Genomic DNA, 22857 nt, shown 5'->3' on the forward strand with positions numbered 1-22857 from the left:
TCAGCGCTCCGGCCGGTCCGAGGGCGCGCCGGTGCCGTCGGGACCGCTCTCGGCGAGCAGGGCCCGCAGCAGGTCCTCGTCGTGCGAGGAGAGTACGGAGACGAAGCTGGAGAGCACCGCGTCACGGTCGCTCTGTTTGTCGAGGAGCCGCCGCATCCGCAGGGCGGCGAGCCCCGCCTCGTTCGCCACGGGCTCCCACAGGACGGGGCGCCCCCGTCCGGTACGGGTGACCGCCTGCTTGGCGTGCAGCCGCGTCAGGATCGTGATGACGGTGCTGTACGACAGGCCCGCGCCGAGCCGCTCCAGCACCCAGGCGGCGGTCACCGGCTCGCTCGCCCCGCCCAGCACCGACAGCACCTGGGCCTCCAGCTCGCCCTGGCCACGCCTGCGGACAGGCGTTTCCCGTTCGCCACCGGCTCCTTCGGCGTCCACGGCACGGCCCCTTTCTCCTTCTCCCCGCCCGGGCGCGGCACTTCGCCCGCCGGGCATCGGGAAATCGTATCCACCCGGCGGCGGGACCGGCCACCGACCGGGGCTGGACCGCTCGCCTCCAGGTCGCTCGTCTCCATGCCGCTCGCCGCCTGGTCGCGAACCTTCCGGCCCCGACACCTTCTGGCCCCGAAAATCTACAGTGCTGTAGATTTTATTCATTGCCGCAGAGTGTCCGCGCCGTCACCCGTGGCGTGGCCGCCAGCACGTGAACACCCGTCACCGCACAAGGGAGAACATCATGGGCGTGAGCCTCGCCAAGGGCGGAAATGTCTCGCTGAGCAAGGAGGCTCCGGGGCTGACCGCGATCCTCGTCGGTCTCGGCTGGGACGTCCGCACCACGACCGGCGCCGATTACGACCTGGACGCGAGCGCGCTGCTCTGCGACGAGGCGGGCAAGGTGCAGTCCAACGAGCACTTCATCTTCTACAACAACCTGAAGAGCCCCGACGGTTCGGTCGAGCACACCGGCGACAACCTCACCGGTGAGGGCGAGGGCGACGACGAGATCGTCAAGGTCGACCTCTCCTCGGTGCCCGCGACCGTCGCGAAGATCGTGTTCCCGGTCTCGATCCACGAGGCGGAGGGCCGCGGCCAGAGCTTCGGCCAGGTGCGCAACGCGTACATCCGCGTGGTGAACCAGGCGGGCGGCGCGGAGATCGCCCGCTACGACCTCAGCGAGGACGCCTCCACCGAGACGGCGATGGTCTTCGGCGAGCTGTACCGGCACGGCGCCGAGTGGAAGTTCCGGGCGGTCGGGCAGGGTTACGCATCCGGCCTGAGCGGCATCATCGCCGACTTCGGCGTCAGTCTCTGACCCGCCGGGATCCGGACCAGCACCTCCCACCCACGTCACGACAGGCACCGAAGGCGGAACGATGACGATCAACCTCACCAAGGGCCAGCAGGTCAGCCTCACCAAGTCCGGCGGCGGCGAGCTCGACGTCGTACGGATGGGGCTGGGCTGGAAGTCCGCTCCCCGTAAGGGATTTCTGGCACGGCTGACCGCCCGTGAGATCGACCTGGACGCCTCGGCGGTGCTCTTCGCCGGCCGTGATCCGCAGGACGTGGTCTTCTTCCAGCATCTGACCAGCGACGACGGTTCGGTCCAGCACACCGGGGACAACCGGGTCGGCGGAGCGGGCGAGGGCGGCGACGACGAGTCCATCGTCGTCGATCTGCGGCGTGTGCCGGCCCATGTGGACCAGATCGTCTTCACGGTGAACTCGTTCACCGGCCAGACCTTCGAGGAGGTCGAGGCGGCCTTCTGCCGGCTGGTCGACGAGAGCAACGGCCAGGAACTGGCCCGGTACACCCTGACCGGTGGCGGGCGGCACACCGCCCAGATCATGGCCAAGGTCCAGCGGACCGGCTCGGGCTGGCAGATGACCGCGATCGGCGCGGCGGCGGACGGGCGGACCTTCCAGGACCTGATGCCCGCGGTCGTGCAGCACCTCTAGGAACATCTCACCGGACACCGGCGGGGGTGCGCACGCGGCAGGCGCGCGCCCCCGCTGTCCGGTGGGCGGCGCACACCCGCCGCCCCATCTGTATGTCGACACCCGCATAGACACCCGTATCGGCATAGACACCCGTATCGACAGCATCGACCGAGGGACAGCATGGGCAGACCTTCCCGGCTCGGGGACGAGGACAGATCCGACTACGCGAGCGCGCTCGACGAGGTGATCGCCTCCCCGGAGATCCGACGCCTGCTCGAACGCTCGGGGTTCCCCGGCGGTCGGCTGCGGGTCCTGGGCCTGGCGGCCGTCGCGCGCACGACCGCCGCCGCCGACGCCGAGTACCGGCGGTACGCGGCTCTGCGGCGGCAGGCGCGGGGCGGGCGGCGGGAAGCCGGGGTGTCGCCGCTCTCCGGGCCGGGCGACCAGGAACGGCCGGGAGCCGGAGTGCTGGCGGTCCTCGGGGTGCTGACGCCGGTGCTCGCCGCCGTGGCCGCGGCGACGTTCCTGCTCCTCGGGTACGGGCTGCGGCTCACCGGGAGTCTGTCGGCCCTGGCGGGCACGCTCGTCGGCGTCGGCTGGTCCAGTCTGGTGGTCGCGGCGGTCACGGGCCTGGTCAGCGTGGTCGCCCTCTACCGCACGGCGGCGAAGCAGTCGGCGGACGGCGCGGCGGACGTGCCCGACCGGTCCCCCGCCCTCCAGGACGCCCGTGAGGCGTGGCTGGCGGCGCTGCGCGACCGGGGGATCCGGCCGTTCCTGCTCCAGCGACTCGCCGAGACGGCCACGCCTGCGGCAGGTCGCGGCGAGGGCTCCGGCTTCAGCTCGCCGGCGTTCGCGGGGCCCGAGTTCTCCGGGCCGGGCTTCGAGAGTTCCGGCGGGGTCGCGGGGCCGCGCCTGCCCGACACCCGCCGCTGAGGTCCCACCGCCCCACGCACGCGCGGGACGGCTCAGCTCAGGCGCGTACGGGTGTTTCCGCCGCGGGCCGGGCGTCGGGCAGGTCCGCCGCTCCCCCGGCGGCCCGGACCAGGGCGGCCATGACCCGGGTGTCCTCGCCCATCTCCGGGTGCCACTGCACGCCGAGCACCAGGCTCCCGTGCCCGGGGAGTTCCAGGGCCTCCACGGTCCCGTCGGGCGCGTGGGCGGAGGCGACCAGGCCGGCGCCGAGGCGGTCGACCGCCTGGTGGTGGTAGGCGGGCACCACCGCGGTCTCCGGTACGGCGTCCGCGTACGCGGTGCCGGGCACGGGGGTCACCGGGTGGCTGCCGAAGACGCCGGGGCCGCCGGTGTGGTCGTCCAGGTGCTGGTGCAGGGTGCCGCCGAGGGCGACGTTCAGCAGCTGCATGCCCCGGCAGATGCCGAGCAGCGGGACCTGCTGTTCGACCGCCGCCCGGATCAGGGCCAGCTCCCAGGCGTCGCGTTCGCGGGCCGGGGGGCCGGTACGGGGGTCGGCGACCGCCCCGTACCGTGCCGGTTCCACGTCCGCTCCGCCGGCGATCACCAGCCCGTCCAGGGCGGCGACGGTGTCCCGGGCCGCGTCCGCCGCGTCGTCGGGCGGCAGCAGCACCGCGCGTCCGCCCGCCGCCCGGACGAGGCGCGGGTAGGCGGCGGGCAACAGCACCACGGGCATCTCCCACACACCCCAGCGGGCCGGGTCCTGGTAGGTGCTGATGCCGATGACGGGCCGGGACATGGAACGTACTCCTCGTTGGATCGTGGTGCTGGAGACAGGGGCGCGGGGCTCAGTCGCGGGCGAGTTCGGCCTCGGCCGCCGCCAGGGCGGCGAACTCCTCCTCCGGGGCTCCCGCGACCAGCCGGTGACGGCTGTAGAGGGCGAAGTAGGCCAGGGCCACGGCGTACACGCCGAGCGCGATGAACGCCGCGTCGCGGTCCACCAGGAAGGTCGCCACCAGCGCCGAGCATGCCAGAACGAAGGCCACGGACGAGGTGAGCGCGCCGCCGGGGGTGCGGTAGGGGCGCGGCAGTTCCGGTTCGCGGCGGCGCAGCATCATGTGGGAGAGCGCCATGAGGGCGTAGCTGATCGTGGCGCCGAAGACGGCGACGTTCAGCATCCGGCCGCCGTTGCCGCTCCAGGCGGCGAGCGTGAACCCGATGACGCCGGGGATCAGCAGGCCGAGGTAGGGGGACTTGCGGCGGTTGGTGAGGGAGAGGAAGCGGGGCAGGTAGCCGGCCCGGGAGAGGGCGAACAGCTGACGGGATCCGGCGAAGATCAGGGAGAAGAAGGAGGCGACCAGTCCGGCGAGGCCCGCGTAGTTCACGAAGCGGCTCAGGACGGTCGGCTCGCCGCTGCCCTGCAGGGCCACCACCAGCGGGTTTCCGGCTTCCTTGATGGCGTTGGCGCCCTGGGCCCCGGTGGCGGAGACAAAGGTGATGAGGGCCAGGAAGACCAGGACGGCGAGCGAGATGGCCAGGGCCTTCGGCATCGAGCGGACCGGGTCCTTGGCCTCCTCGGCGGCGAGCGGCACGCCCTCCACGCCGAGGAAGAACCACATGCCGAAGGGGAAGGCGGCCCAGATGCCGAGGAGTCCGTAGGGCAGCCAGGAGTTGGAGCCGAAGGCGGAGGCGTCCGCCGGGATGTCGTTGAGACGGCCCGCGTCGAACTCGGTGAACGCGCCGACGGCGAAGATGAGGAGCGCGGCCACCGCGATGGCGGTCACCACCAGGCTGAAGCGGAGCGCCTCGCCGACGCCCCAGAGGTGGATGCCGATGAAGATCGCGAAGCAGGCGAGGTAGACGGGCCAGCCGGAGGTGAGCCCGAACAGGCCGAGCGATTCGACGTAGTCGCCGATGAAGAGGGAGATGGCGGCGGGGGCGAGGATGTACTCGATGAGGATGGCCGTGCCGGTCAGGAAGCCGCCCCAGGTGCCGAGCGCCCGCCGGGCGAAGCCGTAACCGCCGCCCGCCGTGGGCAGGATGGCGGAGAGTTCGGCCAGGGCGAAGACCAGACACGCGTACATGACGCCCATCAGGACCATGGCCGCGGCGAGGCCGCCGAAGCCGCCCTTGGACAGGCCGATGTTCCAGCCGGAGAAGTCGCCGGAGACGACGTAGGCGACGCCCAGCCCGGTCAGCAGGAGCCAGCCGGCGCTGCCCCGGCGCAGGGTGCGGCGGTGCAGATACGCGTCCGTGCCGGACGTTCCCGGGTCCGCGCCGCCGGAAGGTCCGGCGGGTGGTCCGGCGGGTGTTTCGGTTCCCTGAGCCATGAGCGCTCCCGATGTCTGTCGACTCCGCCGATGGGAGTCGGTGGCACACTGCGTCGGTCAAAGGTTCGTCGGCACACCTTTGTGGAACGTAGGAGCGAATGGCAAGGGCCGTGCGTTAAAGAGTGGTTACGGATTCGCCGCGCGGGTCCGCCGGTCCACCGGTCCACCGGACCGCCGGACCGCCGGACCGGCTCAGGCGAGGAAGCCGCGCAGCAGGGCCGCCGTGCCGCCGCAGTGTTCGCGCATCATCTCGCGCGCCGCGTCCGCGTCCCGGTCGAGCACCGCCTCGACGACGGCCGCGTGCTGCTGCTGGGAGTGTTCCAGGTTGCGCACCAGCAGCGGGATGCAGTCGAGCAGTTCGTTGAGGGTGGCCCGGACCGCGGCGTACTGGGCGGCGAGCGTGCGGGAGCCGGAGAGTTCGGCGAGCGTGAGGTGGAGCAGGGTGTCCTGGCGGCGGTAGTCCTCCAGCCGGGCGCCGTGCGTCGCGTCCAGCGCGGCCCGCAGCCGGGCCTCGCCGTCGGCCGGCAGCCCCTCGGCGCACAGGCCCGCCGCCCCGGCCTCCAGCACCTCGCGGAAGCGCAGGGTGTCCTCCACGTCGACGGCGGCGATCCGGCGGCGCAGTTCGTCGCTGTCGTCGGGGGCGGCGGTGCGCGGCAGGACGAACGTTCCTCCGTAGCGGCCGCGGCGGCTCTCGACCATGTTCTGGTCCTGGAGGACCTTGAGGACCTCGCGCAGCGTGACCCTGCTGATCCGCAGATGCTGGGCCAGCTCGCGCTCGGAGGGCAGCCGCTCGCCGGGCGGCACCAGGCCGAGCCGCAGCAGTTGGAGGACCTGCTCCAGCGCCTCCTCGAAGCCGTTGCCCGCGCGGACCGGGCGCAGCACGGAGTCCAGCCGGGCGGTCGCGGCGTCCGGCTCGCCCGCCGCCGCGTCGGTGGCGGCTGCCGCCGGACGGGTGTCGTCCGCTCTCTCCCTCGTGGCCACTGGCGGATCCCCTTCCCAAGCAATGGTTCTCTGTCATACCTTATGCCTCCCGGTTCACCCAAGGAGGCATCCCGTGGCAGACCGCACACCCCCGCTCGGCGTCGACGAGCTCCGCTCGCGTGTCGCGGACGGGTCGATAGACACTGTGGTGCTGGCCTTCCCGGACATGCAGGGCCGGCTTCAGGGGAAGCGGTTCGCGGCCGGGTTCTTCCTGGACGAGGTGCTGGAGCACGGTACCGAGGGCTGCAACTACCTCCTGGCCGTGGACACCGAGATGCGGACCGTCGACGGCTACGCGATGTCCTCGTGGGAGAACGGCTACGGCGACTTCGGCATGGTCCCCGACGCCGCCACCCTGCGCCCCGTGCCCTGGCACGAGGGGACCGCCCTGCTGATCGCGGATCTCGCCTGGCACGACGGCAGCCCGGTCGTCGCGGCGCCGCGCCAGATCCTGCGGCGCCAGCTGGACCGGCTGGCCGCGCTCGGCTGCACGGCGCAGGTCGGCACGGAGCTGGAGTTCATCGTCTTCCGGGACAGTTACGAGGAGGCCTGGGACCGCGACTACCGCGGGCTGACCCCGGCCAACCAATACAACATCGACTACTCCATCCTCGGCACGGGACGGATCGAGCCGCTGCTGCGCCGCATCCGCAACGAGATGCAGCAGGCCGGGCTGACCGTCGAGTCCGCCAAGGGCGAGTGCAATCCCGGTCAGCACGAGATCGTCTTCCGCTACGACGAGGCGCTCACCACCTGCGACCAGCACGCCGTCTACAAGACGGGCGCCAAGGAGATCGCGGCCCAGGAGGGCGTCTCGCTGACCTTCATGGCCAAGTACGACGAGCGCGAGGGCAACTCCTGCCACATCCATCTCTCGCTGACCGACGCGGACGGCGAGAACATGATGGCGGGCGACGGCGAGGGCGGCATGTCCGAGCTGATGCGGCACTTCCTGGCCGGTCAGCTGGCCGCCCTGCGGGACTTCTCCCTCCTCTACGCACCCAACATCAACTCCTACAAACGCTTCCAGCCGGGATCCTTCGCCCCCACCGCGGTCGCCTGGGGCGTCGACAACCGCACCTGCGCCCTGCGGGTCGTCGGCCACGGGCGCTCGATGCGCTTCGAGAACCGGCTGCCCGGCGGCGACGTCAACCCGCATCTGGCCGTCGCCGGACTGGTCGCCGCCGGACTGTACGGGGTCGAGCACCGGCTGCCGCTGCCCGAGGCGTGTACGGGCAACGCGTACACCGGCGACTACGACCAGGTGCCGACGACCCTGCGCGAGGCGGCCGAGCTGTGGGAGGCCAGCCCCATCGCCAAGGAGGCGTTCGGCGAGGAGGTCGTCGCGCACTACCTGAACATGGCCCGCGTCGAACTGGCCGCCTACGACTCCGCGGTGACCGACTGGGAGTTGCGCCGCTCCTTCGAACGCCTCTGACCGCTCCCTCTTCCTGATCGAGGTCCGTACGTGTCACAGCACTCCGCGGCGTCCACCCTGGACGTCCTGAACCCGGCCACGGCCGAGGTCATCGCCACCGTCCCCGCCGCCTCCGCCGCCGATGTGGACGCCGCCGTCACCCGCGCGGCGGCCGCCCAGGGGCGCTGGGCCGCCGCCGCGCCCGCCGACCGGGCCCGGCTGCTGCGCCGCTTCGCCGTGGTCGTCGACGAACACATCGAGGAACTGGCCCAGTTGGAGGTCCGGGAGGCCGGACACACCATCGGCAACGCCCGCTGGGAGGCGGGCAACGTCCGCGACCTCCTCGACTACAGCGCGGGCGGGGCGGAGCGGCTGCTCGGCCGGCAGATCCCGGTCGCGGGCGGGATCGACTTCACCGTCCTGGAGCCGCTGGGCGTCGTCGGCGTCATCGCGCCGTGGAACTTCCCGATGCCGATCGCCGCCTGGGGTCTCGCCCCGGCCCTCGCTGCGGGCAACGCCGTCCTCCTCAAGCCCGCCGAGACGACCCCGCTCACCGCTCTCCGGCTGGCCGAACTCGCCCTGGAGGCCGGTCTTCCCGACGGTCTCTTCCAGGTGCTGCCCGGCGAGGGCCCGGTGGCGGGAAGCGCCCTGGTGGAGCACCCGGGTGTCGCGAAGATCGTGTTCACCGGCTCCACCCGGACCGGCAAGCACATCATGACCCGCTGCGCGGAGCGCGTGAAGCGGCTCACCCTGGAGCTGGGCGGCAAGAGCCCCAACCTCGTCTTCGCCGACGCGGATGTGGCGGCCGCGGCGGCGGCCGCCCCGATGTCCTTCCTGGACAACGCCGGTCAGGACTGCTGCGCCCGGACCCGGATCCTGGTCGAGCGGTCCGTGTACGACCGCTTCCTGGAGCTGCTCGTCCCGGCCGTCGCCGCCGTGGTGGTGGGCGACCCGGCCGACGAGAAGACGCAGGTGGGCCCGCTGATCTCGGCGCTCCAGCTCGACCGGGTACGGGGCTTCGTCGACGGCGACCGTGGCGCCGACGGCGTACGGACCGTTCTCGGAACGGCCCCCGAGGGCCCCGGGTTCTGGTACCCGCCGACCGTCCTCACCGGGGTCTCGCCGGACGCGCCGGTGGCCGTGGAGGAGGTCTTCGGGCCGGTCGCGGTGGTCCTGCCGTTCGAGGACGAACAGGACGCGCTGCGGCTCGCCAACGCCACCGAGTACGGGCTCGCCGGCTCGGTCTGGACCCGGGACGTCGGGCGTGCACTGCGCGTCGGGCAGGGTCTGCGGGCGGGCAACCTCTCCGTCAACTCGCACTCCAGCGTGCGCTATTCGACCCCCTTCGGCGGCTACAAGCAGTCGGGCCTGGGCCGCGAGCTCGGCCCGGACGCCCTGGCCGCCTTCACCGAAACCAAGAACGTCTTCATCAGCACGGAGGCCTGAGCCCATGACCGACACTTCTTCCGTCTGCCGCCGCCTGGTCGGCCGCACCGCCGTCGTCACCGGAGCCGGCAGCGGCATCGGTCTGGCCACCGTGCGGCGGCTGGCCGCCGAGGGCGCGCACGTCGTCTGCGCCGATGTGGACGAGGAGCGCGGCAAGGCCGCCGCCGAGGAGGCGGGCGGGCTCTTCGTCCGTACCGACGTCACCGACGCCGAGCAGGTGGACGCCCTCTTCAAGGCGGCGTTCGACACCTACGGCTCGGTCGACATCGCGTTCAACAACGCGGGGATCTCGCCGCCCGACGACGACTCCATCCTGGACACCGGCCTGGCGGCCTGGCGGCGGGTGCAGGAGGTCAATCTGACCTCCGTGTTCCTCTGCTGCAAGGCGGCCATCCCCTATATGCGCGCGCAGGGCAGGGGCTCCATCATCAACACGGCCTCGTTCGTGGCCCGGATGGGCGCGGCCACCTCGCAGATCTCGTACACCGCGTCCAAGGGCGGGGTGCTGGCGATGTCGCGCGAGCTGGGGGTGCAGTTCGCGCGCGACGGGATCCGGGTCAACGCCCTGTGCCCCGGGCCGGTCAACACCCCGCTGCTGCAGGAGCTGTTCGCCAAGGACCCGGAGCGGGCCGCCCGGCGTCTGGTGCACATCCCGGTCGGCCGGTTCGCGGAGCCGACCGAGATCGCCGCCGCCGTGGCGTTCCTGGCGAGCGACGACTCCTCGTTCGTGAACGCCACGGACTTCCTGGTCGACGGCGGGATCGCCGGGGCGTACGTCACCCCGGTCTGATCCCGGCACTCTCCGGTACTCCCCCGGCGGCCGGACGTCCGTGGACGTCCGGCCGCCGGTCGCCGTTCAGCGCGGGGCCGGGGCCGGCCCTCCCCTGAGGCGCTGGGCGCGGAGCACCAGGAGCATCTCGAAGCGCTGGTCCGGTTCGTCGATGGCGTCGCCCCACAGCTCGCGGATCTGCCGCAGCCGGTAGCGGGCCGTCTGCGGGTGGACGCCCAGGCGGGCGGCCACCTCGGGGGCGCCGCCGGGGGTCTCGATCCAGGCGAGCAGCGTCTCGGCCAGCCGCTTCGTCTGGGTCGGGCTGAGCCCGTCCAGCGGGGCGAGGCAGCGGCGGGCGGCGGCGTCGATCAGCTCCTGGGCCGGGAGGAGCAGCAGTTCCTCCGTCCGCTCGGTGCAGTACAGCACCTCGCCCTGCGGCAGCAGGTCCTTCTTGATCAGCTGGACCGCTGTCTCGGCCCAGCGCAGCGAGGTCGCCGCGGCCGCCAGCGGGACCGCCGGGCCGATCGCCCCGGACCAGCCGGCCGTGGCGCGCCGCAGGATCTCCGCGCGGCCCGCCGTGTCCGGATCCGGGATGACGATGCGCGGCTGCTCGCTCTCCATCTCCAGCAGGATGCCCTGCCCCACCGCGGGGGCCACGGCCTCGCGGGCCGGGCGCATCAGCACGCCCACGGCGATCGTCTCCGGCAGCTCCCAGCCGATCCGCGCTGCCCGCTCGGCCAGGCCCCGGGCCGCGTCGCCGCGGTGTTCCATCAGCAGGAGTTCGATCAGCTGGCGCTGGAGGCGGAGCCGTTCACTGGCGCGCCGGGCCGCCGCCTCGGCGTAGCCCCGTACCGACTGTTCCACGAGCCCGTCCAGATACTCGAATCCCGATTCGGCCAGCTCGTACATGGCGGGCGCGGGGATGTCGACCTGCTGGCCGATCTCGGCGAGCCTGCGCCAGGTGAGCCGGACCCCGAGGCGGTAGATGGCCTGAAGCGCGTCGAGACTGCGGCCTTCGAGCCCTTCGCCCCGGCCGAACTCCTGGAACATCTCCGGCGGCACCCGTGGGTGGGCGCCCGCGGTGAGGTTGTGGACGAAGCCTTCGATGGCGCGGCGGATGCCGACGAGGGCCAGCGGCTCTCCGGACTCGTCCTCGACAAGGTGTAGATAGGGATATTCCTGGCGTATCTGGTACAGGATCGTCTGGGCGAGCTCCGGGGCCTCGGACCGGGCGATCGCCTCGAAGCGGTCGAGCTTCGACCGGGGGACCTCCTGCCAGGCGGGCCGCGTCACGGAGCCGCCGGGCCGGTGTCATAGCTGATCAGAGGGGTATTGGGCTGGTCGGGAGTGGCTTCGAGCAGTGCCACGACACCGACCGCCGCACCAACGGCGAAGGACGCGGCCACCAGAACGGTGACGGTTGCGGCGATGAGTCTGCGCATAAGTCGGGTCAGCTCCTTGCTGGAGACGATCCCCACCCCTTCAGCCGGGCCCCTCCGGCTGGGACACAGTGTCGACAGCACATTGACATTCCGTCAAGGGCTTGCTTACTGTTCACGCCAATCAAGGGCTGACCGGCCCGGGGCCCGTGCACCTCCGCGAAGAGATTCGACCCAGGAGTGCCCGGATGCGCCACAACGCTTCACCCCTGTCGCTTGTCCTGCTGGGGGCAGGGGTCTTCCTGCTCGTCCTCGCGCCGCTGCTCGTCTGGTACGTCCAGCCGCATGCCAAGCGCACCCCCATAGACATCGACACCACCACCGTCTTCACCGGGACGGGCAGCTACTTCGACACCTCCGAGGTGGAGACGGTCGAGGGCAGAACGATCACGATCACCCGGCAGGTGCGCGGGGACGTGGCCGACAGCGAGAAGAGCGGCAACGCCGTGTGGGACGTGTCCACCTCGGTCGACCACCAGGGCACCCTGCCCGCCTCGGACCCCCGTGACGCCCTCCAGTGGACGCTGGAGCGCTGGGTGACCGACCGCTCCACCAACGAGCCGGTGCACTGCTGCGAGGAGTCCCCGGCCTTCGACGGGGAGGCGTACCTGAAGTTCCCCTTCGACGTCGAGAAGCGCTCCTACCGCTGGTGGGACAGCACGCTCGGCGGTGTGGTGCGGCTGTCCTACGCAGGTGAGAAGGAGATCCAGGGCTACTCCGGCTATCTCTTCAAGGGCGAGGTGGAGCCCACCAGGACCGGGGTGCGCCAGGTGCCGGGGCTGCTCGTGGGGAAGAAGAAGACCCCGCAGGTGCTGGCCGAGGAGTGGTATTCCAACAGCGGTATCGAACTGGTCGTGGACCGGCGGACCGGCCGCATCATCAACGCGGCGATCGGGCCGAGGAAGACGCTGCGCGCCCCGGGATCCACGAAGGACGCCGTCGTGCTGCTGGAGAGCAAGCGGGTGGAGTTCACCGAGGAGACCCAGCTCAAGCAGGTCGAGCTCGCTTCGGCGGACAGCGACCGGCTGGCGATGCTCGGCACGACCGCGCCGGCCGGGGCGGCCGGACTGGGCGGTGTGCTCACGATCGCGGGCGTCGTGCTCGTCGTACGGGGGCGTCGGACGGAGCCGGAAGCTCCGGATACTCACATGATGACGATTCCGCACACCTGAGTTACCGGCAAGTTGTTGCACCGGTGAGTAGCCGGGCGCGTACCCGTGCCGAAAACTGTCTATCCCCACCAGAGCACGGCCCCCCGGTCTCGTCCTTTCCTTTCCCTTCCCGTTCTTCCCCACCTCCTCCGTACTTCGCTTCTCCCCACCCTCCCGCTCCCCGCCCCGTACGGCACGGCCCTCGACCCCGAGGGTCGCTTCCCCGAATTCCCTACATCCCGAGCCGAGTTGGAGCACCGATGCCCCAGCACGTACCTCCCCCACTGCTCGACGCCGTCGCACGCCCGGGTCAGGGCCCGGCGTCCGCCCCGGTTCCCGCCGTCCCCAGACGTATCGTCTTCCTCGCCCACCGCGACCTGGGCAATCCGGCCGCCGGCGGCTCCGAGCTGCTGGTCGACCAGCTTGCCCTCGGCCTCACCGAGCAGGGCCACGACGTCACGCTGCTGTGCGGCGGGCAGGCCGCACGCCGGTCCTACCGGGTCGTCTCGGCGGGCAGCACGCTGGGGCACTACGTCGGCGCGCGATCCGCGTTCGCCCGGCACATCGGGACGTGCGACCTGCTCGTCGAGGTCTGCAACGGCATGCCGTACCTGGCGCCCCTGTGGCACCGCGGACCCACGGTGTGCCTGGTCAACCATGTGCACACCGATCTGTGGGACATGCGCTTCCCGACGCCGGTGGCCCGTGCCGGGCGCAAGCTCGAACACTGGGCGCTGTCCCGGGCCTACCGCGACCACCTGATGATCGCGGTCTCCCCGTCCACGGCGGGCGCCCTGCGCGAACTGGGCGTGCCCGACCGGCGGATCCGGGTGGTGCACAACGGGGTCCAGGAGCCGAGCCCGCAGGGCGAGCGGTCCGCCACGCCGCTGTTCGTGGCGCTGGGCCGGCTCGTCGACTACAAGCGCGTCGATCTGCTGCTCCAGCTCTGGGAGCGGGTCCGGCCGGTCACCGGCGGCCGGCTCGTCATCGTCGGCGACGGCCCGGAGCGGGCCCGGCTGGAACAACTCGCCGGTCCGGGTGTGGAGTTCGCCGGTCATGTGACCGAGGCGGAGAAGCACCGGCTGCTCTGTGCCGCGTGGATGCTGCTGCACCCGGCGGCCGTGGAGGGCTGGGGGCTCGTCGTCACGGAGGCGGCGGCCCGGTCCACCCCGACCCTGGGCTTCGACGTGCCGGGGCTGCGCGACTCCGTCGAGGACGGAGTCACCGGGATCCTCGCTCCGGGCGCGTCCTCCTTCGCCGCCGCCTGGTGTGCGCTGGCGCTGGACGACGAGCGGCGCGAGACGATGGGCAAGGCGGCCCGCGAACGCGCCGCGGACTACCGGTGGACCGCCAGTGTGCGCCGGTTCGCGGCGGTGGCCGCCGAGGCGGCCGCCGGTGCGGCGAGCGGCCCGGGCGCCCCGGCGATCGGCGCGAGCGCGTGAAGGACCCCTCGTTCCGGCGGTCGGCCGCCCTGTTCCGCGCCTTCCTGCGCGAACAGGGCGACCCCGCCACCGCATACACCCTGCTGGCCCGTGACGCGGCCGACCAGGTCGAGCGGCACGGTCCGCTCCGGGACAAGGTCGTCGTGGACATCGGCGGCGGCGACGGCTACTTCACCCGGGAGTTCCGGCGGCGCGGTGCGCACAGCTATCTCTTCGAACCGGATCCGGCGGAGATCGGCCCCGGGCAGCGCGCGGACACCGTCGTCGCCGACGGCTATCTGCTGCCGCTCGCCGACGGCGCGGCCGATGTCTGCTTCTCCTCCAACGTGCTGGAGCACGTCGCCGACCCCCACACCTTCCTCAGCGAGATGGCCCGGGTGACCCGCCCCGGCGGCCTCATCTACGTCTCCTACACCAACTGGCTCTCCCCGTGGGGCGGCCACGAGTGGGCGCCCTGGCACTACCTCGGCGCCGAACGCGCCCGGAGCCGCTACGAGCGGCGCACCGGCGGCCCGGCCAAACACCGGCTCGGCGAGAACCTCTTCAAGATCGGCGTCGGCGAGACGCTGAGCCATGTCCGGAGCCGCTCCGACGTGGCCGTCGTCTCGGCCCGCTCGCGCTACTGGCCCGTCCTTCCCCAGCTCGTGCCGCGGATCCCCGTACTGCGGGAGTTCGCCACCTGGAACCTCCTCCTCATCCTCCGGCGGTGTTCATGACCAGCGCTGTCCACCCACCCCGGCCCACGGCCCCGGACGGTGCGGGTCCCGTGCCGCCGGGCTCCTCCGAGGGCCCGCCCCCGCCCCGGTCGCGGCGTTGGCTGCTGGGCTTCTGGGCCGCCGTGTTCGCGGCGTTCCTCGCGGTGTCGCCCGGGCGGATGACGTTCGACACCAAGCTCGGCGTCGTCGCGGACCCCTGGCGCTTCCTGGGCGACCTGGGCGAGCTGTGGCACAGCCGGGCCGGGTTCGGCGGGATCGCCGACCAGTACGTGGGCTACGCCATCCCGATGCTGCCGTACTACGGGGCGGCCGACCTGCTGCACGTACCGGTCTGGCTCGCGGAGCGGCTGTGGCTCTCGCTGATCGTGGCGACCGCCTTCTGGGGCGCGCTGCGGCTGGCGGAGCGGCTGCGTGTCGGCTCCCCGGCGACCCGGCTGCTGGGTGCGGTGGTGTACGCGCTGTGGCCGACGTACACGATCGTCGTGGGCTCGACCTCGGCCGCCGCCCTGCCGGGCGCGCTGCTGCCGTGGGTGCTGCTGCCGCTGACGAACCCGCGGCTCGCGCCGAGGATCGCCGCGGCCCGCTCCGCGCTGCTGATCCCGCTGATGGGCGGGGTCAACGCCGCTTCCACGCTGGCCTCGCTGCTGCCGGTGGGGCTGTATCTGCTGTCCCGGCCGGGCGGTCCGCGCAAGCGGGCGCTGCTGGCCTGGTGGATACCGGGCGTGATCCTGGCGACCGCCTGGTGGATCGTGCCGCTGCTGCTGCTCGGGACCTTCGGCGAGAACTTCATGCCGTACGTGGAGTCCTCGTACACCACCACGACGACCATGTCGGCGACGGAGATGCTGCGCGGCGGCGGGAACTGGGTCGGCTATCTGAACTTCGGCGAGGCCTGGCTGCCCGCCGGCTGGACCGTCGCCACCGCGACCGTCACCATCCTCGGCTCGGCGCTCGCCGCCGCCCTGGGTCTGGCGGGTCTGGCGCGGCGTGATCTGCCCGAGCGCCGCTGGCTGGTGCTCACGGTCCTGAGCGTCGCGCTGGTGACGCTCGCCGGTTACGGCGGTGCGCTGGGCGGGCTGTTCCACGGGACCGTGCAGGAGTGGCTGGACGGCTGGCTGGTGCCGTTCCGGAACATCTACAAGTTCCAGACGGGTGTGGCGCTGGCCCTGGCGCTGGGGCTCGCGCACCTGACGGCGGTGGCCTCCGTCGCCGTCGCGGCGCGCGGTGGCGGCAACGCGGTGCGGGCCCGCCGGCTCGCGCCGGTGGTCGCCGCCGTGATCGTGCTGCCGGGTCTGGCCTGGCCGTACGTCAACGGCTCGATCCTGCAGACGGGTTCGTTCCAACAGCTGCCGAAGTACTGGGAGGCGACCGGTGGTTGGCTGAAGAAGAACGCGGCGAACGACCGCGCCCTGGTGGTGCCGGCGACCGCGCACGGTATCTACACCTGGGGCTCCCCCATCGACCAGCCGCTGGACGTGCTCGCCAACTCGCCCTGGGCACAGAGGGACTACGTGCCCTTCGGTACGCCGGGCAACCGGCGGGCGATGGACGCCGTCGAGCAGGCGCTGACCTCCGGCGGTGAGGTTCCGGGGCTGAGCGAGTATCTGAACCGGGCCGGGCTGCACCATGTGGTGGTCCGCAACGACCTGGATCCCGACCAGCTCGGGTATGTCCCCACGACGACGGTGAAGCGCACGCTGGAGGCCTCCGGGTACCGGCGCGTGACCGGGTTCGGTCCGGTGATGACCGGCGGCCGGATCGCCGCGGACACTCCCGTACAGGTCGAGGGCCTCTATCCACGGCAGCGGGCCGTGGAGATCTACGAACCGCCCGCCGGGACGGAACGTCCGGGCCGGGCGAGCACGGCTCCGGTGGCCTCGACGGCCGTCGTGAGCGGCGGGCCCGAGTCGCTGCTCCCGCTGTCGGCGAGCGGCGCGCTGGAAGGCCGGCCGGCCGTGCTGGCCGGTGACGCGCACCCGGGCCTGGGACGGCCCTCGCTGTACGCGGCGGGCGACGGGCTGCGGCGCGCCGACACCCGGTTCGGGCTGGTCAACTCCAACACCTCGTACACGTACACCGCGGATGAGCGCAACGCCGCCGAGGCCGCGCAGGATCCGGGCCGGAGCCCCCGGCAGATCCTGCCGACGTCCGGCGCGGAGCATCAGACGACCGCCGTGCTGCGCGGGGCGAAGAAGGTCAGCGCCTCCTCGGTGGGCAACTGGCTGTTCCATCTGCCGCAGTACGACCCGGTCAACGCGTTCGACGGCAATCCGGACACCGGCTGGGCCGAGGGCTCGCCGGGCTCGCCCGAGAACGAGTGGGTGCGGATCGACTTCACCGCCCCGACGGACCTTCCGGGCTCGCTCCAGGTGACTCCGCTGCCCAGTGCGAACGTGCGGGCCGCGCCGACCGTCGTCCGCGTCGAGACGGACCGGGGCTTCAAGGACAGTCCGCTGCGGACGGACGGGTCGGCGCAGCAGGTGGCCGCGCCCGCCGGGCAGGCCGCCTGGCTGAAGGTGACGATCCTGGAGTCCCAGCAGGGGCGCCCGGGTCTCACCGGCGCCGGGTTCACCGATATCGCGATCCCCGGGGTGCAGGTGACCCGGATGCTGGAGCTGCCCACGGACGCGCCGCGCGAGGGTGCGGACTCCACGGTCTACTCGCTGCGGCGCGGCAGCGACCCGGGCGGTCTGTCCTCGGTGGCGGCCGAGGTCGGTCTGCACCGGCAGTTCACCGCCCAGGAGGCGGGCACGTACAAGGTGTCCGCGAGCGCGGTCCCGGTACCCGGGGACGAGCTGGACAAGCTGCTGTTCGAGCTGACGGGCGAGCGGGACAGGATCGAGGTGAGCGCCGACTCCACCGCGCGGCTTGGCACCAACCTCAGTCCGCGCAATCTGACCGACGGTGATCTGACCACGGCGTGGATCGCGGGCGAACGCCCCGTACTGCATCTGTCGTGGCCGGAGAAGAAGGAGGTCGGCGAGATCGTCTTCGCGGCGGCCGGCGGTCTGTCCACCCGGCCCGAGCAGGTGCAGATCAGTTCGCCGGACGGTACGGCGGTGGCGGCCGTGGACGAGAACGGCATGGCCCGCTTCTCGCCGATCAACACCGACCGGATGGACATCACCATCTCGCGTCAGGCTCCGCTGACCGTCCACAACCCGGTAGCCGACGACCAGTTGCAGCTGCCGGTCGGTCTGAGCGAGGTCTACATCCCGGCGCTGGAGGAGTACCGCTCGCCGCAGCCGAAGCCGGACAAGACCTTCAGTCTGGCCTGCGGCAAGGGACCGGTCCTGTCGGTGGGCGGTACGTTCCTGGAGACCCGGGCCGAGGGCCGGGTGCGGGACCTGACCCAGCGCCGCCCCATCGAGGTCACGCCGTGCACGAAGGACGGCTCGGTGGAGCTGGCCGCCTCGTCCACCACCGTCGAGGCGGGAGACGCGGGACCGCTCGCCATCACGGACGTCACGCTGAGCAACGGCACCTCCGAGGCCGGGGCGGGCACGCCGCGGTCGGTGGACGTCGAGCAGGGCGACGGCGACCGGCGCACGATCGCCGTCGGCCCGGGCGCGGCCTCCTACCTCCAGATCCACGAGAACCACAACGCGGGCTGGAAGGCCACCCTGGACGGCAAGGAGCTGACGCCACTGCGGATCGACGGCTGGCAGCAGGCCTGGCTCGTCCCGGAGGGCGAGGGCGGCAAGGTCACCCTGGAGTACGAGCCCGCCCGGATCTACCAGGTGGGTCTGATCGGCGCGGGAGCACTGCTCCTGGTGCTCGTGGGACTCGCCTTCGTACGCCGGCGGGGAGCCGATCCGTACGCGGCCGAGGAGCGGCCCGTACCGCCGGGGCCGGGTCTGGTCCTGGGCACCGTGGCGCTCACCCTGGTGGGTGTGGTGATCGCGGGGCCGCTGGCCCTGGCGGTGCCCCTCCTCGCCGTACTCGCCCGCTTCCGGCCCCAGTGGCTCGCTCCGGTGGCGTTCGCGGCGATGGCCGCCGCGGGTGTCGTCGCGGCGGTGGGCACCGGGGACACCACGGCCGCGGACGAGGGCGCGTTCGGTGCGACGGCCCAGTTCCTCGCCCTGGTCGGCCTGTTCGCGGCGCTGGTCACGGTCGGACGCGGACCGCTCGGCCGACGGGCCGCCGGTGGCCCGGGCACGGCCGCCCCGGCCACGGCGTCCGGCGAGGCGCCCACGGTTCCGGCGCAGTCCGCCGCGCCCTCGGGCCGGACGGTGTCCACCGACCCGAAGCGGCCGCAGGGAACTCCGCCGCCCCGTCCCGGCGGGAGCACCTGATGGCGACCACGCAGCAGTCGCGGGCGCGGGGCGGCGGGCCCCGGCCCGGGCCCCCGGCGCGGGTGCCGTTCCCGGTGGTCGACGAGGTGGCCCGGCACTGCGAGCAGGACGCCGAGCCGAACACGGTGCACATCGAGATCCATCTGCCCGGCCGGGTGGACGAGGGGCGGCTGCGCTCCGCGTTCGCCGAGGCGCTGGCCCGGCACCCCCGGGCGCTGATGCGGGAGCGCCCCCGGGGTGCGTTCGCCCGGCGCTACGAGTGGGAGCTGACCGGGAGCGCCGACCCGGATCCGGTCTCCTTCCCGCCGTCCGGGCCCGGGGCGCTCGCCCGGGCCCGGGCCCGGGCGCTGGACCAGGCCCCGTCGCTGACCGCGTCGCCGCCGCTGCGGCTGGACGTGGTGCGGGAGCCGGGCGGCGAGGGGTGTGTGCTGGTGTTCGCCGTGCACCACACCGCTCTGGACGGCCCGGCGTGCATGCGGCTGGCGGCGACGGCCGCCGAGGTCTACGGCGCGCACCGCGCCGCGCCGGCGCCCGCCCCGGCGCGCCCGGCGTCCGAGCCGCCCGCCGGGGAGTCGCCGGCGGCTCCGCTGGCCCGTCCCGCCCGGATCGCGGCGGGCGCGCCGGGGCCGTCCCCGGTACCGGGCAACGCGATGCTGCTGGCCGAACTGCCGGTCCCCCGGCGGGAGTCCGGAGCGCCGTACACGGTGAACGACCAGCTGATGGTGGCCACCGCGCTCACCGTGGCCGACTGGAACCGGGCACAGGGTGCGCCGGGGGCCGACCGCAGGCCGCTGCGGATCACCATGCCGGTCGACGACCGCACCCGGGGGCCCGAGATGCCGATCGGGAACGGCACCCGGCTGGTGGAGGTCGGTTTCGCCGCCGCGGAGCTGGTGCCCGGGGCGGACGTCGCCGCCCTGCTCCGGGCGACCGCCGAGCGGACCCGGGCGCTCAAGGCGCGCCCCCGGCCGCCGCTGGGCCGCGCCGCCTCCCTGCTGACCGCGCCGCTGCTGCCGGTGGCCGCCCGCGCCGCGGTCACCCGGGGGCTGCGGGTGCTGGCGGGGCCGTGGACCTCGACGACACTGCTGAGCAACATCGGCCGGGTGCCGTATCCGCTGGACTTCGGGGAGGCGGGCCGGGCGACGGCCGTGTGGTTCTCCGCGCCCGCCCGGATGCCCCGGGGGCTGACGTTCACCACGGCGTCCACGGGCGGCCGGCTGCATCTGGCGCTGCGCTGGTCGCGGACCCTGCTGGGGGACGAGGACGGCGTGCGCCTGCGCGAGATGTTCACCCGTCACCTGGCCTCGACGTCCTCGGAGACCGTATGACCGGCACCGCCTCTCCCCCGCCCGGGCTGCGGGACTTCTACGAGAATCCGGCCGTGCCCGTCGCCTCGGGCGACGGGCGCAGCAGACGGCAGGCCCGGCTGCTGGCCGATGCGCTGGACGCGCCGGGGCAGGTGATCCTCGACATCGGGTGCGGCGACGGCACGGCGGCCGCGACGGCGGCCCCGTTCCTCGCCGGGCACCGGCTGATCGGGGTCGACTGGTCGCAGGACGCACTGCGCCGGGCCCGGCCCCGGATGGGCGCGGTGGTGCGCGGGGAGCTGGAGCACGGCGGGCTGCCGCTGGCCGACGGGTGCGCGGACGCGGTGCTGTTCAGCGAGATCCTGGAGCATCTGGTCGACCCGGACCAGGCGTTGGACGAGCTGCGGCGGGTGCTGCGGCCCGGCGGCCATCTGATGCTGTCCACCCCGAACCTGGCGGCCTGGTACAACCGGGCGCTGCTGCTCGCCGGGGTGCAGCCGGTGTTCTCGGAGGTCAGTCTGCGCGGGATCCACGGCCGCCCCGGCTCGGAGGTGGTCGGACATCTGCGGCTGTACACGGCCCGTGCGCTGCGCTCGTTCCTGACGGCGTCCGGCTTCACCGATGTGACGGTCAAGGGCGCCCCCTTCCACGGGGTGCCGCGTCCGCTGCGGCTGCTGGACCGGGCGGCGTGCGCGGTGCCCGGGGCGGCCTCCATCCTGCTGGCCCACGCGCGGCGGAGGTAGCGCGATGTGGTGGGGTGTCGGCGCGGCCCTGGTCGCCAACGCGCTGTACAGCGTGGGTTTCGTGGTGGAGAAACGGGCCCTGGGCTCACTGCCCGCGCTCTCCGCCGGCCGGCCGCTGCGGGTGATCCGGGTACTGGCGACCAGCCCGCTGTGGATCGTCGGCGCGCTGGCGCTGGCGGCCGGGTTCGGGGCCCAACTGGTCGTCTACCGCGCACTGCCGATCGCGGCGGCGCAGGGCATCTTCGTCTCCGGTCTGGTGCTGCTCCTGCTGTTGTCGTCGGCCGTGCTCGGCGAGGAGTCGACGGGCCGCGAACGCTACGCGCTCGGCGGGGTGCTCGTCGCCCTGCTGATGGTCGTCGCCTCGGTGCGCGAGGGCGAGGACGTGGTGAGCGGCGGGGCGCCGTGGATGCTGGTGCTGCTGGTCTGCGTGCCGGCGCTGGCGGCGGGCGTCTGGCTGTACGTACGGGTCGAGAGCCGGGCGGCCAAACGGCACCGGGTGCCGACCAGCGGGATCGGCTACGGAGTGGCGGTGGGTCTGCTCTACGGGGTCAGCTCGCTGGCCATCAAGGGCACGTCCAGCCGCCTGACCAGCACCGATCTGGGCGAGGCCGCGTGGTCGCTGCTGGGGTCCCCGTATCCGTATCTGCTGCTGTTCACCGCGGGGGCCGGTCTGGTGATGTCGCAGGCGGCCCTGCAGCGCTGCCGGGCGTCCCTCATCGTGCCGGTGTGCACCACGGTGACCTGTCTGTTCACCGCGGTGCTCGGGACGCTCGCGTTCGGCGAGAGGCTGCCCGAGGATCCGCTGCTGCTGGCCCTGCGGGTGGGCGGCACGGCGCTCGCCCTGTCCGTCCTGCTGGCCATGCCCCGCCACGATCCACCGCCCGCCGCGCCGTCCTGACCCCGGACACGATCCGCCGTCCGGTCCACCTGAGTTGAGGGAGCTGTACCGATGAACCCCGACGACCCGCTGCTCGCCCTGCTGGCCTGCCCGCTCGACAAGGGCCCGCTGTCGCTGCTGCCCGAGGAGGAGGCGGAGGGGGCGGCGCTCTACAACCCCCGGCTGCGCCTGAGTTACCCGATCGTGGACGGCATCCCGCAGTTGCTGCCCTCGTCGGGCCGGAAGGTCTCGGCGGTGGACCACGAGCGTCTGCTCAGCCGGCTCAAGGCCTCGGCCACGTGACCACGTTCGCCGCGGCGGTGGCGTCCCGGCTGCCCGCCCGCCTGGTCGGCGCGGCGGCCGTCGCCCTGTATCCGCGCTTCGAGCCCGAGCTGCGGCGGCTGGCCGACTTCTGCCCGCCGGACGGTATCGCCCTCGACATCGGGGGCTGGTACGGCCCGTGGTCGCGGCGGCTGGCCGCCCGCTGCGCCGAGGTGGTCACCATCGAGCCGGTGCCGCATCTGGCCGGGCATCTGCGCCGGACGCTGCCGTCGAACGCCCGGGTGGTCCAGGGCGCGGCGACCGACCGGGAAGGCACGGCCCAGCTGTGGTTCCCGGAGGGCGACCAAGGCGACCGGGGGGTGTCGTCGCTGGCCCGCCGCGACATCCACGCGCACTGCCTGGAGGTGCCGTCGATCACCGTCGACGGTCTGGGGCTGCGCGGGGTCGGCTTCGTGAAGATGGACGTCGACGGCGGTGAGCGGGCGGCCCTGCTCGGCGCGGCGGAGCTGCTGCGCGCGGACCGCCCGGCGCTGCTCATCGAGCTGGAGAGCCGGCTCGGCCCGATCGCCCCGGCCATCGAGCTGCTGACCGGACAGGGCTATGCGGGCTGGCTCCTGGCGGGCCGGCGCTGGATCACGCTCGACGGGTTCGACCTGGTGGCCCACCAGGCACGGACCGAGCACCTGGTGCACCGGGGTCTGCTGCGCCGGGCCCTGGTCCCGCACCGCGAGCGGTACATCAACTCGGTGCTCTTCCTGCCGGACGGACGGGTACCGGGCAGGACCTGACCGCCCCGCCGGGGCCCCGCGTATCCTCGGCCCG

21 protein-coding genes are annotated in these 22857 nt (G+C 73.0%); 15 read left to right on the plus strand and 6 right to left on the minus strand.

The features are described from left to right. Entirely contained in the window at positions 1 to 432 is a 432-nt protein-coding gene (locus tag ACSMXR_RS02415; RefSeq protein WP_086778814.1) for a BlaI/MecI/CopY family transcriptional regulator, read from the minus strand. A 298-nt stretch (positions 433 to 730) separates the two neighbouring features. Between ACSMXR_RS02415 and ACSMXR_RS02420 the strand changes: the two genes are divergently transcribed. From ACSMXR_RS02420 to ACSMXR_RS02430, 3 genes are all read left to right on the plus strand, one after another. Beyond that, complete coding sequence (locus ACSMXR_RS02420; RefSeq protein WP_103508141.1) at positions 731 to 1306, plus strand: TerD family protein; 576 nt, start codon at positions 731 to 733, stop codon at positions 1304 to 1306. A gap of 61 nt (positions 1307 to 1367) precedes the next feature. Beyond that, positions 1368 to 1949, plus strand: coding sequence for a TerD family protein (locus ACSMXR_RS02425; protein ID WP_030083110.1), 582 nt, complete (start codon positions 1368 to 1370; stop codon positions 1947 to 1949). Between the two features lie 162 nt (positions 1950 to 2111). After that, on the plus strand, positions 2112 to 2864 hold the full coding sequence (locus ACSMXR_RS02430) for a hypothetical protein (protein ID WP_473171123.1): 753 nt from the start codon (positions 2112 to 2114) through the stop codon (positions 2862 to 2864). A gap of 37 nt (positions 2865 to 2901) precedes the next feature. Here the strand turns inward: ACSMXR_RS02430 and ACSMXR_RS02435 are convergent, their stop codons facing one another. The 3 genes from ACSMXR_RS02435 to ACSMXR_RS02445 form a co-directional block, all read right to left on the minus strand. Further along, positions 2902 to 3639 carry a gamma-glutamyl-gamma-aminobutyrate hydrolase family protein gene (locus ACSMXR_RS02435; RefSeq protein WP_137231682.1) on the minus strand — a complete coding sequence of 246 codons (738 nt, stop codon included), beginning with the start codon at positions 3637 to 3639 and terminating at the stop codon, positions 2902 to 2904. A 49-nt stretch (positions 3640 to 3688) separates the two neighbouring features. Then, positions 3689 to 5170 (minus strand): ethanolamine permease, encoded by a 1482-nt coding sequence (gene eat / locus ACSMXR_RS02440; RefSeq protein WP_137231680.1) that lies wholly within the window; start codon positions 5168 to 5170, stop codon positions 3689 to 3691. Between the two features lie 192 nt (positions 5171 to 5362). Beyond that, complete coding sequence (locus ACSMXR_RS02445; protein ID WP_381796691.1) at positions 5363 to 6151, minus strand: FadR/GntR family transcriptional regulator; 789 nt, start codon at positions 6149 to 6151, stop codon at positions 5363 to 5365. A gap of 73 nt (positions 6152 to 6224) precedes the next feature. Between ACSMXR_RS02445 and ACSMXR_RS02450 the strand changes: the two genes are divergently transcribed. The 3 genes from ACSMXR_RS02450 to ACSMXR_RS02460 are packed head-to-tail and all read left to right on the plus strand — an operon-like array spanning position 6225 to position 9804. Next, positions 6225 to 7589, plus strand: a complete 1365-nt coding sequence (locus ACSMXR_RS02450; RefSeq protein WP_473171124.1) for a glutamine synthetase family protein — start codon at positions 6225 to 6227, stop codon at positions 7587 to 7589. 30 nt (positions 7590 to 7619) lie between these two features. After that, positions 7620 to 9014, plus strand: a complete 1395-nt coding sequence (locus ACSMXR_RS02455) for an aldehyde dehydrogenase family protein (protein WP_473171125.1) — start codon at positions 7620 to 7622, stop codon at positions 9012 to 9014. Between the two features lie 4 nt (positions 9015 to 9018). Further along, positions 9019 to 9804 (plus strand): 3-oxoacyl-ACP reductase, encoded by a 786-nt coding sequence (locus ACSMXR_RS02460; RefSeq protein WP_381910433.1) that lies wholly within the window; start codon positions 9019 to 9021, stop codon positions 9802 to 9804. Between the two features lie 66 nt (positions 9805 to 9870). On the opposite strand, the gene ACSMXR_RS02465 is transcribed toward ACSMXR_RS02460, so the two are convergent. Both ACSMXR_RS02465 and ACSMXR_RS02470 read right to left on the minus strand, forming a co-directional pair. Beyond that, entirely contained in the window at positions 9871 to 11076 is a 1206-nt protein-coding gene (locus ACSMXR_RS02465; RefSeq protein WP_473171126.1) for a PucR-like N-terminal domain-containing protein, read from the minus strand. Then, positions 11073 to 11225, minus strand: coding sequence for a hypothetical protein (locus ACSMXR_RS02470; protein WP_218527001.1), 153 nt, complete (start codon positions 11223 to 11225; stop codon positions 11073 to 11075). The genes ACSMXR_RS02465 and ACSMXR_RS02470 overlap by 4 nt, the downstream gene beginning before the upstream one ends. Before the next feature lie 185 nt (positions 11226 to 11410). Here ACSMXR_RS02470 and pgfA point away from each other — a divergent pair, with 185 nt between their 5' ends. The 9 genes from pgfA (at position 11411) to ACSMXR_RS02515 (ending at position 22823) form a co-directional block, all read left to right on the plus strand. Further along, positions 11411 to 12394, plus strand: coding sequence for a cell envelope lipid trafficking protein PgfA (pgfA, locus tag ACSMXR_RS02475; protein WP_137231674.1), 984 nt, complete (start codon positions 11411 to 11413; stop codon positions 12392 to 12394). A gap of 239 nt (positions 12395 to 12633) precedes the next feature. Then, positions 12634 to 13815, plus strand: coding sequence for a glycosyltransferase family 4 protein (locus tag ACSMXR_RS02480; protein WP_473171127.1), 1182 nt, complete (start codon positions 12634 to 12636; stop codon positions 13813 to 13815). After that, the gene (locus ACSMXR_RS02485) at positions 13812 to 14531 is read left to right on the plus strand and encodes a class I SAM-dependent methyltransferase (protein ID WP_030083088.1); all 720 of its coding nucleotides are present in this window, start codon (positions 13812 to 13814) and stop codon (positions 14529 to 14531) included. The genes ACSMXR_RS02480 and ACSMXR_RS02485 overlap by 4 nt, the downstream gene beginning before the upstream one ends. Then, the gene (locus ACSMXR_RS02490; RefSeq protein WP_473171128.1) at positions 14528 to 18826 is read left to right on the plus strand and encodes an alpha-(1->3)-arabinofuranosyltransferase domain-containing protein; all 4299 of its coding nucleotides are present in this window, start codon (positions 14528 to 14530) and stop codon (positions 18824 to 18826) included. Before ACSMXR_RS02485 ends, ACSMXR_RS02490 begins: the two co-directional genes overlap by 4 nt. Then, entirely contained in the window at positions 18826 to 20154 is a 1329-nt protein-coding gene (locus ACSMXR_RS02495) for a condensation protein (RefSeq protein WP_473171129.1), read from the plus strand. Before ACSMXR_RS02490 ends, ACSMXR_RS02495 begins: the two co-directional genes overlap by 1 nt. After that, positions 20151 to 20876 (plus strand): class I SAM-dependent methyltransferase, encoded by a 726-nt coding sequence (locus tag ACSMXR_RS02500; RefSeq protein WP_030083082.1) that lies wholly within the window; start codon positions 20151 to 20153, stop codon positions 20874 to 20876. The genes ACSMXR_RS02495 and ACSMXR_RS02500 overlap by 4 nt, the downstream gene beginning before the upstream one ends. 4 nt (positions 20877 to 20880) lie before the next feature. Then, complete coding sequence (locus ACSMXR_RS02505; RefSeq protein ID WP_137231663.1) at positions 20881 to 21774, plus strand: hypothetical protein; 894 nt, start codon at positions 20881 to 20883, stop codon at positions 21772 to 21774. Positions 21775 to 21825: 51 nt separating this feature from the next. Continuing rightward, positions 21826 to 22056 (plus strand): Trm112 family protein, encoded by a 231-nt coding sequence (locus ACSMXR_RS02510; RefSeq protein ID WP_473171130.1) that lies wholly within the window; start codon positions 21826 to 21828, stop codon positions 22054 to 22056. Next, the gene (locus tag ACSMXR_RS02515; protein WP_473171131.1) at positions 22053 to 22823 is read left to right on the plus strand and encodes an FkbM family methyltransferase; all 771 of its coding nucleotides are present in this window, start codon (positions 22053 to 22055) and stop codon (positions 22821 to 22823) included. The genes ACSMXR_RS02510 and ACSMXR_RS02515 overlap by 4 nt, the downstream gene beginning before the upstream one ends. Positions 22824 to 22857: the final 34 nt, after the last annotated feature.

Source organism: Streptomyces sp. DSM 106670, from assembly GCF_055792845.1.

Coding starts and splice junctions, on each gene's coding strand:
- ACSMXR_RS02420 (WP_103508141.1), top strand. CDS start 731: ATGGGCGTGAGCCTCGCCAAGGGCGGAAATGTCTCGCTGAGCAAGGAG.
- ACSMXR_RS02425 (WP_030083110.1), top strand. CDS start 1,368: ATGACGATCAACCTCACCAAGGGCCAGCAGGTCAGCCTCACCAAGTCC.
- ACSMXR_RS02430 (WP_473171123.1), top strand. CDS start 2,112: ATGGGCAGACCTTCCCGGCTCGGGGACGAGGACAGATCCGACTACGCG.
- ACSMXR_RS02435 (WP_137231682.1), bottom strand. CDS start 3,639: ATGTCCCGGCCCGTCATCGGCATCAGCACCTACCAGGACCCGGCCCGC.
- eat (WP_137231680.1), bottom strand. CDS start 5,170: ATGGCTCAGGGAACCGAAACACCCGCCGGACCACCCGCCGGACCTTCC.
- ACSMXR_RS02460 (WP_381910433.1), top strand. CDS start 9,019: ATGACCGACACTTCTTCCGTCTGCCGCCGCCTGGTCGGCCGCACCGCC.
- ACSMXR_RS02470 (WP_218527001.1), bottom strand. CDS start 11,225: ATGCGCAGACTCATCGCCGCAACCGTCACCGTTCTGGTGGCCGCGTCC.
- pgfA (WP_137231674.1), top strand. CDS start 11,411: ATGCGCCACAACGCTTCACCCCTGTCGCTTGTCCTGCTGGGGGCAGGG.
- ACSMXR_RS02480 (WP_473171127.1), top strand. CDS start 12,634: ATGCCCCAGCACGTACCTCCCCCACTGCTCGACGCCGTCGCACGCCCG.
- ACSMXR_RS02490 (WP_473171128.1), top strand. CDS start 14,528: ATGACCAGCGCTGTCCACCCACCCCGGCCCACGGCCCCGGACGGTGCG.
- ACSMXR_RS02495 (WP_473171129.1), top strand. CDS start 18,826: ATGGCGACCACGCAGCAGTCGCGGGCGCGGGGCGGCGGGCCCCGGCCC.
- ACSMXR_RS02500 (WP_030083082.1), top strand. CDS start 20,151: ATGACCGGCACCGCCTCTCCCCCGCCCGGGCTGCGGGACTTCTACGAG.
- ACSMXR_RS02505 (WP_137231663.1), top strand. CDS start 20,881: ATGTGGTGGGGTGTCGGCGCGGCCCTGGTCGCCAACGCGCTGTACAGC.
- ACSMXR_RS02510 (WP_473171130.1), top strand. CDS start 21,826: ATGAACCCCGACGACCCGCTGCTCGCCCTGCTGGCCTGCCCGCTCGAC.